Here is a 12,698-nt window from a genome sequence, read left to right as displayed (position 1 = left end):
TCTTCTTATAAAGCAAAAAGCATGCCAAACGATGACATGCTTTCCATTTTTATTTAAAAATTTGATAATTCGTTGGTTTGATCCCATTTACCATAAAGAATATTATAAATATAAATTTGCTCAGCAAGAGGTAATTTGACACTGTAGCAATCTTCTATGACACTAAAGGCTTGAGCGATCCTTTCAAATTGCTCTTTATGACGCTTTCTTTTTTGTTCTTGACACTCATTAATCACTTCAATCGGCATATTGCGAATTAATCGTTCAATCAAACAACTTAAATGAACATAGAGTGTAATTTTTTGTTGATTTGCTATTCTTTTTTGTTCTAATACTTCTAATGTAGTTAAAAATTCTTCGACCTTTTTTATAATTTTATCTGTGTCCAGAATAGTTACAGAATGAATTACCTGTTCTAAAGAAAAGTTTTTAATGAATTGATTTTCCATTCTGATTTGTTCTGATTTAGTTAAATCCTGTTCAAAAATTTTCTGTAATCTTGATAAATTGTTACCTAGTACTAATTCGTCTAGTGAAAAATAGGGAGTAGAAGAAATTCCTGGATTTTCTGTTCCGATGATGGCCATCACTTGATAGGTTGAAAATACCTCAATTTTTTCTTTATTTTCTTTTAATGTTTCATAATCATAAGATAGAATGGTTATGTTTAATTTATCCGGCAAGCTTGCTTTTAATAATTTACTTAGCTGCTTAGCTGTTCCAATTCCAGTTTGACAGGTTGTTATAATGACTTTAGGTTTAGCATTATCTGGATAGATCATGGTATATTCCGTGTTATTTACATTGACAGCTTCTTTTATCAATGATTCTAACTCCATGGTTGATAACTTTTCACCAATGGTTAAAGCTAAACGGGTTGAGACATTATTAATTAAAACAATTGGAAATGGCAGATTTATTTTTAATAAACGGTGTATTTCCTCGAGTGATCCCATATCCACTAAGAGAATTAACCCATTTGAAACATCATTTTTTTCTATGTATTTGCGTAATTCTTGACCAATTATCTGAGGTGTTACATCAATTGGCATGTCAAAAGAATCAAATAAATTTTTATTTAACAAACGATTGACTACATTTGCAATACTACTTGCAGTTGAATAGCCATGTGCGATAATAACTGCCTTTGGTGTTGCTTGTTCTGTCGTAGTAATTTTTAGATTTTTTAAATAGAGTGTTAAAAGAATTGTATCTAGTTCATTCATCTCGATATCTAGTTTTTTTGTAATTTTTTCAATCAATTGTTGTGAATATTGATAAGTTACAGAATAACTTTTTTTTATGTAATGGGTAAAAGCATTTAATAATTGTTTTTTTGTCCATTCTTTTATCTGCCATTTGACCATTCTGCGTTGGAAAAGATGATAACTAATTGCATAAATACTATTGCCATTAAATTGAATGGATGAAGAAATTTCTATTTCTTTTAAAATATCACTCACTGATTGTGTAATAAATGAGAGCCATTCTTTTTGCATAGCTGAATTTGTTTTAAAAATCAATTGGTCAAACAAGGTATCAACTACTTGATTCATTTGTTTTTCATATTTTTCTGTCTCATTTTTTGCTTTTCGCATTTTTTGAAATAAAAAAAGCAATTCTTGATAGGCTGTTAGTACAAGTTTTTGTTGGTCTTTTTGAATGAGTAAATCTGTCACCACCGTTGTTTTATTGATGGAAATAACCATTTGATCCTCTTGTTCCATCAAAGGATCAGCTGGATAGGATAACAATTCAGTTGGTAAGTCATGAATCGTAATATGAATAACAGAGGTATCTTGTTGTCTAGCGTATGCTTTGGCAACAAGATATTTAATTCTATTTTTTAATTCGCCAACATTCCCTTTAAAAGAATTATTTTTAATCAAGCGGATTACCTGAGGAGTAATTGATAGTTCTCTATCTAATTGTTCACTTTCTTTAATAAAAAAAGTATAAATCAATTCTTGAATTTCAGCAGATGTTCATTGAGATAATGTTGGCAGCTTAACCTGAATGGGAATTCTACGAATAAAAGTAGTTAAAAATGTACTTTGAAGGTCTTCTGTTGTAGCAAAAGCTAACCGAACATTTACAGATTGACTTTTAGCCGTTTCGCCTATTCTTTGAATGACTCCTTGATCCATATAGGTAAATAATTTTTCCTGCCCTTCTGCATTCAACCGATGAACTTCATCAAGAAATAACAAACCACCATCTGCTGATTTAAACAATCCATCATAATCCTCTTCAGCACCTGTAAACGCACCTTTTGCATAGCCAAATAAATTACTTGTTAATAATTCTGGATTATTGGCATACTGTGCACAATTTAATGTCAAAAAAGGAGCATTCTTTTTTAATACATTATTTGCAATACAATACTGGTAAAATAATTGAACCATATAGCTTTTTCCTGTACCGCTTTCACCAGTCAGGAGAAATGGTAACTTATTTGATGGATAAAGTGCCGCTACTTTTAATTGTTGAATACTTTTTTCTAGACTTTGATTTGCACCAATTAAGGGAGAAAAGCTATCTCTATTTTGATTTGTAAATAATAGTTGGGTTTCTTTTAATTCATCAAAACTATCAAAAATTGTTTTATCTAAATAGAAATCCTCCTTTTCAAATGTTTTTCTATGAAAAAAATAACAGGTCTCGTTTTTATTTTGACTATTAATTCTTCTTTGGCCAGTTGGTTCAAATAATGGCTAGCCGTATTTCTTTTAATTGAAAATTTTTCAGCGATCTTTTTTGCTGTAAAAAGATCACTTTGATTATTAAAATCAAATAATTCTGTCTGTTGTTTTAAATAATTGAGTATTTCTTTTTCCATACTATTTCTCCTTTAATATAAATCAATAGGTGAATGTAATTAGGGATAATTTCTTAGAAATTTAATGAGATTATTTTATAATTATTGCTTTAACTAAGAAAAAATAAAGTAAAAATAAGTAAGTTTAGTTTATTAAGCCAAAAGCCAAACAGCTAGAAAGAACTGCTTGACTTACCAAGATGATTAAAAACTTTTATCTGTGTATATATTTTAAAAATTCTTCTTTATTAGCGAACCAAAAATATTTTACAATTGATTCCAATTAATGAAAAATACATAATATAGCAAATGACTAAGCCAAAACAGTTCAATTTTTAACTCTTAAAGATCTCTATCTATTTATTGAACAATTATTTTCTAATCTAGTACAGATTACATTTGTTAAAAAATAAAAATATTTAAATTAACATTCATTTAATTATTCTTTACTTTACAAAAAAAGCTAATTTTTATGAATAGAAAAATATATGTTTTGTTAATGATGTTCTATTTTTTAAATAAAGTTAAAACTATTTTTGATGTAAATAATTTTTCAATGCTTTATCATCTAATTGATAGAATTGTTGAAAAAAAGGTTCTAAAGTTTTTAGTACATGTCTATTTTTAGTTTGTTTATCGTTTTCAATTTGCAAAACTAATAAAGGTTCATGCAAGCTCATTCTTAATAAGAACCACCCATTACCATACTGATTAAAAACGTTGGTACGAATGCCTTCCTCATTTTCTGGATCGATAACCATATCTTTTTGCTGCTGAATGAAAACTTCTAGATCACTGATAATCTGATTTCCATAAGTTTGTACATCGTTTGCTTTTATTTGAAAACGTAGTTCATGAACTTCAGCTGGTTGTTTTAACGTAGCAATCAACTCTCCAAGTGTTTGGTGATTTGCTGCTAATTTTTGTAGTAGCATTAATAATTTAGCAACGACATACGCGCCGTCATCTAAGCAATAATTTTCTTTAAAGGCTGCATGTCCACTTGTTTCAATCGCTAATTCTGTCTGAATACCTTGATTGTTTAACTCAATCATTTTATTGATTACTTGTCCATTCGCATCAACAATCGCTGAGCGATCAACATCAGTATCAAAAATAATTCCTAAATCGGCCTGTTGTTTTAGTACAGAGGCTTGAATACTATGCATAGCTTCCTCATTGTCTGGATTGGGAATATGATTTGGAAACATGCCATCTGGATCTAAAAATTGTGAACCTTCTGTATTTGCTCCCAAAGGTTTTAAAACCTTCTCTACAAAAAAACCACCTGCACCATTTCCTGCATCGACTATAATTTTATAACCTGCTAAGGGTTTCTCATTTTGAGTGTGTATTCCTACTTTAATTTTATGAATAAGATCATCCGCATAATCATCAAGGAGTGAAGTCGTTAAAATCGTTCCACCTTTAACACCTGGCAACGATTCATGATGTGTTAAGATATATTGAATGCCTTTTTTTTTCTGCCCCTCCTTTTTTTGTAAATATTTTTAATCCATTAAAATAATAGGGCAAATGGCTAGCTGTGATCATAATTGTGGCATCGCAATTATATTGACTAAATTGCGTTGCCATAAACATGGCTGGTGTAGTGGCTAATTGAAAATCAATGACTTGAATCCCTAAATGTAAAAAGGTATCGATCAAAGTTTGTTTCAAGGAATCGGCAGTAATTCGACTATCATGACCAATGCCTATTTTCAGCTGATTCCGTTTACATTTAGATGCTAATACATTATTTTCTAACCAACGGACAATCCCTATTGCTATCTTTTCCAGTTGTTTTGGTGTTAAGTTTGCTTTTTTATCCTGATAATCCAGAGCTATTCCACGAATATCCGAACCATTTTGTAAAGCGTCTAAATACATTATAGATCTCCTTTTAGATAAATTTAAGTGAAAGATGAACTAATTCATCAATCGTTTGATTTTTTGAGTAAAATAGTTTGCCTCTTTTTCATTGTGCAATAAAACAATAATGGTATCTTCTCCAGCTACAGTACCAGCAACCTCTTGATAAGCCGCCTGGTCTAAAAGATTTGTTACAACATGGGCATTTCCCAATTCTGTGTGAATGACAACCATAAACTTTATTTGTTCAATACTATTCACAAAATCTCGAATTGATTCTTTAAATTTTTCTTCTTGATCCTGACTCGCTTCTGGAGAGAGAATCATATATTTCATATGCTTTTCACCATTTGGTATTTTAACAATATTCATCTCCCGAATATCTCGAGAAATTGTTGCTTGGGTTGCTTTTATTCCAGCTTGGTATAAATAAGCAATCAATTCGTCCTGTGTCTCAATTTCTTTTTGATGAATCAATTGTTTGATAAATTGTTGACGATCTATCTTTTTCATTTATTTCTCCTCTAGCAATTCTTCCTTTTATTATAACATAACAAAAAAATTACTATAAATCTGTTTTATTCCTCAATTTTACCTTGATAATTATCAATTTATTTTAAAAACGAAATAAATAAAATTATCAAATACTTTTTAGCTAGTTTATATTTTTTAGCTTGTTAGTATTTCTGTTTTATGATTCCATGATTTAATTTTTGCAATCTTTAAGTTTTCAATTAAAAGATAATGGGTAATAGAAAAATAGGTACTCAGTAGATCAAATTCAATATAATCTTTGCTGAATGAATGAATTATAATCATTTTTTCTTTTACTCTGATTTATCAAAATAAAAAAGGATAGAGAATCCCCTTCTCTATCCTTTAATACATAAAATCATTAAAAGTCGGTAATTTTTGTTTTACAATTAAAGCGTCCGATGCATTGGGATTTCATTATTGATCGGATGAACCAATAAATATTGAATCACATCGATATTACTAGCAGCAAAAACCGCAGCACAACCTTGCAAATATAAATCCCACATACGATAAAATCTTTCACCTTTCATTTTAATGACCTGATCTTTTACCTCATGGAAATTTTTTGTCCAATGTTCTAAAGTTAACTGATAATCTCTTCGTAAGCTTTCCATATCAATGACTTGCAATTGACTATCTAGAATATCTGTCACTAACTCACCTACACCGGGAATATAGCCACCTGGGAAAATATATCGATTAATCCAAGCGTTACTAGCACCACCTTGTTGCCGACTAATTCCATGAATCAATGCAGTTCCCTTTTCTGCTAATAATTTGGAAACCAATTCAAAGTATTGCGGCAAATTTTCTGAACCGACATGCTCAAACATGCCTACACTGGTAATATGATCGTATTTTTCTCCCTTTAAATCACGGTAATCCATTAGTTTTACTGAACAAGAGTCTTCCAAATGTTCTTCCTTAATTTTCTGTTGAATATGTTCATATTGTTCTTCACTTAAGGTAATACCAGTAGCCTTAACACCATATTCCTTGATTGCGATAAACATTAAAGTTCCCCAACCGCAACCAATATCTAGTAAGGTTTCGCCTTTTTTTAAAAACAATTTATCTAAAATATGATGTACTTTATTCAATTGTGCTTCTTCTAATGAATCTTCTGGTGTTTTAAAATAGGCACAAGAATAGGTAAATGTTGGATCTAACCATAATTTATAAAAATCATTTCCTAAGTCGTAATGACTATGTATATCCTCTTGTGATTGGCGTTTTGTATTTTTCTTTTCTTTTGGTAACCATTTCATATAAGAAGCATCACGTAAAAAGCTATTTGCATTTTCATATGCAGTCCAGATAATATCTTCAATACTACCATCAATATCAATTTTTTTATCCATATAGGCTTCTCCCAAAGCCAATGAAGCATTTTGGTAAATATCTTGCATAGGTATTTTTTCATTAATATAGATCGTTGTTTTTGCTTCTCCATCTTCCTGATTATATCCCTTTTTGGTTCCATCCCAATAAACAACATCTATTGGGATAGAAAAAGATCGTTTTAATAATTGATGATACATTTCCTTTTCCAACATAACTAAAACTCCCTTAATCTATTGTTTTATTACCAAACTATACATCTTTTATTGTATCACTTAACCAAAAATTTGCATAATAAGAACCCTAAAAAGAAAGGGCAGAGATCTTAAAATCTCTGTCCTTTCTTTGTTAGTATTTTCAATAATTGTTTGCAATACTTATTTATACTCACCTTTAATCTCATCTGGATTCATTTGTTGCCAATTTTTAGTAAAAAATTGTGAATTTAACTTGTACTTAGGTGGACTGATTGGTTTTTCTTTAAGAAATGGAGCAATCCATTGATCTGCAGCTAACCAGCCACGCCATCCTAAATGGATGGTATCTGCCATAAAATAAGGAGTATCAACCTGTCCAGTAAAATCAGCAATATTTGTAAAGCCTTGATCTTCTAATTGATATCTAACTTTTTTAGCAAACCCACGTAGCATTTTTTCTGATAATCCTGTATAGGTTGACCATTCTTTATTAACAGGTGGCAATATAAATAATACTTCTGCCCTTTCATCTGCTAGCTGATTCAGCGCTAATTGAAAATCTGAGTACTCAGGTGAATAGCGATAATCTATATGCTTTTGAGCACCTCTAAATGTCTTAATTTTTTTCTTTAATCTTGTAGTATAAAAATGATTGTCAATTTCAAAGGAATTATTAGTAGTAGATTTTTTACCAATTTTACCAGCCAAACGATACAATTCAGCTTCATTGTATTGGTTAGGTAATTTCTTAGTCTGACTTTTTACCTTATTTTCTTTACTGATCATACCAATTTTTCCAAATAATTCATCTTCTCTTGATAACATATTTAATTTTAAGCGCATATAAGATAATTCAGAATTGCTAGGTATTTTATACTCCCTGATTTCTTTTAATATCCATATCAAGTAGTCGTTCTTTCTAACTTTTGGAAAATCCATCAAACGATTTGCCAAATAAACATCTTTTTCATGGACTTTTTCTAATTTGGTAATCCATTGGTAAATCTGTAATTCTGAATAGTAAGCATTAAAATAATCATTCTTAATGCCGCCCTTTACAAACCATTGAGGCGATAAAATGAAGACTACCTTTTTATGTCTTAAATTGCCATCTGCAGATTGGATCATAAAAGATTGTGTCAATGATTGTGTCCCAGGTGCTCCCAATAAAAATGGTTGGTAATTACGATGATATTTTTCTGCCAAGACACTAGGATGGAAAGGACTAATCCGACTTAATTCAGAAGAACCAAGAAAAGGAATATACTCTTTTGATGCTAATGCTTTATTTTTAATGGCATTTCCTCTTAATACGTTTGTTCCCATAGAAGTAGAAGCACTTTTTAAAACTTTTGTGCTATCTAAATCTATTTTAAATGGTGCAAAAAGGAAAATTGCTAATAAGATCGTTGCACAAATTATAGGACCAAATGTTGCAAATAATTTCTTTTTCATATTAACCTTTTAAAACTTTCGCTTGTTTGATAATTTTTGCTGGTGTATTCCATTGTTCACGATCAAAGTCAGAAAATGGAACCTGTACATCTAATTGTCCATCTAATTCTACTAACAATTGAACAGTTGCAAGTGAATCCATTAACCCTTCTTCAAACAAATCTATGTCTTGGTTTGCCTTTACTTCATCAGTTCCTGTAATTTCTTCTAAAATATTTAAAATTTGTTCATCCATATTCATAATAGATAACCTACTTTCTTTTATTTTTTTATTTAACTATTCATTTAAAAAATAACAGATCTAAAAAACCAGAAAAGATTAAAAAGCTAAAACAAACAGCATTAAAAGTCAAAAAAATAGCAAACCAATGCGTCAGTCTATTGGAAGGAATTTTTTCACGATACTTTTTCTTAAATCTTAGCCACATATCTGTTAGACAGATTAACGAAGCATGATAAAATCCATAAACAAGATAGTACCAAGTTAATCCATGCCAAAGTCCCATTAATAAAAATAAGGCAAAATAACCAATATTTGAAGCAACAATTCGACTTTTAAATACTTTCTTCTTAATTAGTGTAAACATTAATCGCATATAAACATAGTCTCTGAACCAAAAAGAAAGAGTCATATGCCAACGATTCCAAAATTCTTTAATATTCCAACTGCTAAATGGTTTATTAAAGTTTATTGGTGTGTCATATCCCATCAGGTAACTCGTTCCAATTGCAAAAAGGCTATAACCTGCAAAGTCAAAGAATAGATACATACTATAAACATACATGTAGGCAACCAATGACCAAGAAATTCCGCCTTCTTTTAATGCAGCATCGCTGACAATAAACAACAATTGATGAACATAGTAACCAATAATAAACTTATATAAGAAGCCAAGAAATAAATTGTGAACTCCCTTTGTTAAGAAATCAACATATTTTTCTGGTGTCGGCGGATTTTTTACATCTTTTTCAAATCGACGATACCGATCAATCGGTCCTGATGAAATAGTTGGAAAGAATAATAAAAATTGTATATAACGAAACATTCGGTACTCTTTAATTTGTCCATCACGCATTTCCATAATAATTTGAACAGATTTAAAGGTCAAATAGGAAATGCCTAGAAAAGCTAAAATCGAATTATGTCCACTAGTAAATGGAACAATCTTAACAGCTGCTAGTGGAAAAATGGCTAGTAAAACTGCTAAATAAAAAATAACACTATTATTTTTTATTTGCCTATATTTGAAATATATCCAAACCAATATTGATTGCCAAATAACATAGGCAATTAAAGCAATTCCTTGATTTGAATAGGCGCCACCAAAACTAACATACAAGAAAAACAAGGTAACGATTGTTTGATACCAAGCTAGACGTCTACCAGCAAACAATAAAGATAACATCATAGGTAATAAAGCAATAATCAATAATACAAAATAAAAAGGATTAGCATAAGGAATCATATGAGGAAAATCTATCATGTAGCATTCACCTCATTTATTAATCCTTTTCGATCAATTTTTCCGTTTGTAGTTAAAGGAAGTTGATCCACGTAAATAAATTTTTGTGGAATCATATAATCCATCACTGTCTGGCTTAATTCCTCTTTAATCGCTTTCGTTAATTGAAATTCTCTTTCAAAAGGTTGCTCTTTTACAACAACAAAAGCGATAAGCTGTTGAACTTTATGATTATTATATTTAGGAACTATGGTTGCTTTTTCAACATAAGAAACATCAGCTAAATGATGGTCAATATCTTCTAGTTCAATTCTATATCCGTGAAATTTTATCTGAAAATCCATACGGCCTTCATAAATAAGTAAACCAGATGGTAATATTTTTCCTGCATCACCTGTATGATAGGCTTGTTGCTCTTTATAATTAAAAAATGCTTCTTCTGTTTTCAGAGGATTATTCATATAACCTTTTGAAACACTTGGCCCAGCGATGATAATTTCTCCAACTTCACCTAGAGATAACTCTTTATCTTCTTCCATAATATAGATATTCGTATCCTGTTTTACATAACCAATTGGTAATCGTTTATATTCAGCTAAAATGTCATCTGTAATTTCAATACCAGAGATAGCAACAGTAGTTTCTGTTGGTCCGTATGTATTAAAAACATGAGACTTTGGAAATCGTTCAAGCAATTTTTTTGCAGTTAGTTTAGGTAATTCTTCCCCACAAAATAGAAATACTTTTAACTTCGGCATTTGTTCTCCATTGAATGTTGGTTCCATCAAACAAATATCCACAAATGAAGGTGTAGATACCCAAACTTCTAAATTAAGCTGAAAAAGCGTCGTAAACAGTTGTTTAAAATCATCAACAATCTCCCTTGGTAATGGTGATAAAGAACCTCCAGAAACTAATGCTGGATAAATATCCATGACAGATAAATCAAAAGAATAAGGTGCCTGAGATAAAAAATTCATACCTTCTTCAATATTAAAATCATTTAATTCCCAATTAACAAAGCTCAATAAATTCGTATGACTGATCTGAACGCCTTTTGGTGTTCCAGTCGTTCCAGAAGTAAAGATAATATAGTAAGTTTCATTTGCTGTAACTGGTTGATAATTTTTAATTAATTCGCCTTCTTTTTGTATGACGACCAGTTCATTGGAAGAAATAATGGGTATATCTGTTGCTATTTGCCAAGAATCAACTGCTAAAATCATTGCTGAATTTGCCACAGACAAAATCATTTCAATTCGTTCTTCCGGTGTATGTGCATCTATAGGAATATAAGCATTTCCTGCCTTTGAAGCCGCCAAGAAGCAAACAAGCATATCAAATTGTAATTGTCCATAAACAATAATCGGTTGTTTGCGTTTAATATTTTTAATTAAATAAGCAGCAAGCCGATTAGATTGATTATACAGCTCACCATAAGTATGGCAGCGATCTTTCTCTTTATAAGCGATCCGTTCAGGATCTACCTTTCCCCAATGATCAATTGCCTCAATAATATTTTTATTTTGCATTTTTTTCTCCTTAAAACTCGTTATAAATGAAGCCTCCACCATCAATATTCTTATAATGATATAAATAAATTAGCATAAGAATAATGAAAAAATAAAAAATTGTTCTACCAAAAAATTGTATCCAATAATTGGCAGTCAATTGTTGAAAAAGCAATTTCATTTAACTTCTCCTTCCATTTTAAAAAAGCCTTGAGTTTAAGAATAGCCTCAATAACCATTTCCTATTGTATCAAAGAAAACTAAAAAAAAATTGGTTTCACTTACAAAATACACATTTAAAGTGACACTTTTGTCATTTATTTAAATAAAAGAATATTCATGCACAAAATATAAAAGCAACAAATAGAACAAATAAAAAAATATTTTAATAAAAAATTAATTTATAGTTATTCATTCGATTCTTTAAAACGAACGATTATGATAAAAGTAAGTCACTCATTTGGATTAAGAGATAACACACTTACCCTTTTTTATAATACCACCTAGAAGGCATTAATTAGAAATAACCTTACAATTGTTAAAAAAAATTAATCTTCTATTTTCTTTTCTATCATTTTTATCTTTATTTCTTAAAGAATTCATTTGTAATAATTACCTAGGTACTTTTATGTTGAATCGTTTGTAGATAAATAGCAGAGGTAATCAGATAAAAGACAAAATAAATAAAAATAAGTATGCCACAAGAAAAATAGGTTAGCCAATAACTAGATTTAACTAACAATTGAATGACAAAAAATGCATAAGAAAGACCTAATATCATAGGTGGAAAAAAAATAAGACTATTTTGGCGATAAACCAATTTAGCTATTTCTTTGTCTGTTACTCCTAAATGCTTAAGTAAATGATATTGTTCCTTCTCCTGTTCTGCTATACCAAGTTGATGAAGCATTAAAATATTACCAGTAATAAAAAAAGCTAAAACTCCTAAAAAAAAGAGCGACATAAATAAGTATACCTAAGCTGTTTTTGAATAATTGAAGATGGACAAAATTATCCGTGTAATTCAAACGATTAATATCAGTCTCATGCACATCTTTACCCTTATTTTTAGAAATATCTCCTTTAACTTTTCCATTTTCATTAATTAAAGCATAATAAATAGGATTTCTCCATTTCTCCTGTATATTTTTTGTAACTTGCTTTGATAATTCTTCTTTATTATTTGTATGCACAACTAAGGCAGTAGTTTTATACGTATACTCTGATTTGATTGTGGCATAACTTTTATCAGAAACAACAATTATTGGAAAATTATAACTCATCCAATTATCGTCAAACTCCCCTACTTGATGAATGCTTAATTGATGCCCATCTTTTAATTGAAGACAAGAATGATATTGAATGTCTTGTTTAAACAAACTTAACGATTGATTATTTAAAATAGCGACACTTTTCTCATCCTGCAACCAAATTCTTTTTAAATTTGGATTGATTTTTTGATACTTATTATAATCATAAAAGGATAGAATATTCATTGGTGTGA

The 12,698-nt window shown here is 29.9% G+C and carries 13 protein-coding genes and 1 pseudogene; all 14 read right to left on the bottom strand.

Features of this window, described 5'->3' with window-relative positions; genetic code table 11:
- Positions 1-53 precede the first annotated feature (53 nt).
- A complete protein-coding gene (locus MPTP_RS09915; RefSeq protein ID WP_013773545.1) occupies positions 54-1,964 on the bottom strand; it encodes a PRD domain-containing protein in 1,911 nt (636 codons plus the stop codon).
- A gap of 21 nt (positions 1,965-1,985) precedes the next feature.
- The gene (locus tag MPTP_RS09910; RefSeq protein WP_231849671.1) at positions 1,986-2,492 is read right to left on the bottom strand and encodes a sigma 54-interacting transcriptional regulator; all 507 of its coding nucleotides are present in this window, start codon (positions 2,490-2,492) and stop codon (positions 1,986-1,988) included.
- 116 nt (positions 2,493-2,608) lie between these two features.
- A complete protein-coding gene (locus MPTP_RS09905; protein WP_013773543.1) occupies positions 2,609-2,839 on the bottom strand; it encodes a sigma-54 dependent DNA-binding response regulator in 231 nt (76 codons plus the stop codon).
- 509 nt (positions 2,840-3,348) lie between these two features.
- Positions 3,349-4,711: pseudogene (locus tag MPTP_RS02795) on the bottom strand (phosphohexomutase domain-containing protein).
- Between the two features lie 36 nt (positions 4,712-4,747).
- Complete coding sequence (argR, locus tag MPTP_RS02790; RefSeq protein ID WP_013773540.1) at positions 4,748-5,203, bottom strand: arginine repressor; 456 nt, start codon at positions 5,201-5,203, stop codon at positions 4,748-4,750.
- A 156-nt stretch (positions 5,204-5,359) separates the two neighbouring features.
- Positions 5,360-5,509 carry a hypothetical protein gene (locus MPTP_RS09900; protein ID WP_013773539.1) on the bottom strand — a complete coding sequence of 50 codons (150 nt, stop codon included), beginning with the start codon at positions 5,507-5,509 and terminating at the stop codon, positions 5,360-5,362.
- Between the two features lie 104 nt (positions 5,510-5,613).
- Entirely contained in the window at positions 5,614-6,783 is a 1,170-nt protein-coding gene (locus tag MPTP_RS02785; RefSeq protein ID WP_013773538.1) for an SAM-dependent methyltransferase, read from the bottom strand.
- A gap of 162 nt (positions 6,784-6,945) precedes the next feature.
- Positions 6,946-8,220, bottom strand: a complete 1,275-nt coding sequence (gene dltD, locus MPTP_RS02780) for a D-alanyl-lipoteichoic acid biosynthesis protein DltD (RefSeq protein ID WP_013773537.1) — start codon at positions 8,218-8,220, stop codon at positions 6,946-6,948.
- A 1-nt stretch (position 8,221) separates the two neighbouring features.
- On the bottom strand, positions 8,222-8,455 hold the full coding sequence (gene dltC / locus MPTP_RS02775; RefSeq protein ID WP_172956383.1) for a D-alanine--poly(phosphoribitol) ligase subunit DltC: 234 nt from the start codon (positions 8,453-8,455) through the stop codon (positions 8,222-8,224).
- Between the two features lie 46 nt (positions 8,456-8,501).
- Complete coding sequence (dltB, locus tag MPTP_RS02770) at positions 8,502-9,704, bottom strand: D-alanyl-lipoteichoic acid biosynthesis protein DltB (protein WP_013773535.1); 1,203 nt, start codon at positions 9,702-9,704, stop codon at positions 8,502-8,504.
- On the bottom strand, positions 9,701-11,215 hold the full coding sequence (dltA, locus tag MPTP_RS02765; RefSeq protein WP_013773534.1) for a D-alanine--poly(phosphoribitol) ligase subunit DltA: 1,515 nt from the start codon (positions 11,213-11,215) through the stop codon (positions 9,701-9,703). Before dltA ends, dltB begins: the two co-directional genes overlap by 4 nt.
- A 10-nt stretch (positions 11,216-11,225) precedes the next feature.
- Positions 11,226-11,375, bottom strand: a complete 150-nt coding sequence (locus MPTP_RS02760) for a teichoic acid D-Ala incorporation-associated protein DltX (RefSeq protein ID WP_013773533.1) — start codon at positions 11,373-11,375, stop codon at positions 11,226-11,228.
- Positions 11,376-11,810: 435 nt separating this feature from the next.
- The gene (locus MPTP_RS09385; RefSeq protein ID WP_050978176.1) at positions 11,811-12,104 is read right to left on the bottom strand and encodes an FtsX-like permease family protein; all 294 of its coding nucleotides are present in this window, start codon (positions 12,102-12,104) and stop codon (positions 11,811-11,813) included.
- A gap of 7 nt (positions 12,105-12,111) precedes the next feature.
- Positions 12,112-12,690 carry a hypothetical protein gene (locus MPTP_RS09380; RefSeq protein WP_013773531.1) on the bottom strand — a complete coding sequence of 193 codons (579 nt, stop codon included), beginning with the start codon at positions 12,688-12,690 and terminating at the stop codon, positions 12,112-12,114.
- Positions 12,691-12,698 lie beyond the last annotated feature (8 nt).

Origin of the sequence: Melissococcus plutonius ATCC 35311 (assembly GCF_000270185.1) — a bacterium.
Classification (GTDB): Bacteria; Bacillota; Bacilli; order Lactobacillales; family Enterococcaceae; genus Melissococcus; species Melissococcus plutonius.
The sequence above is the reverse complement of the archived record's forward strand: the minus strand, read 5'-3'. Positions and strand labels throughout refer to the sequence as shown.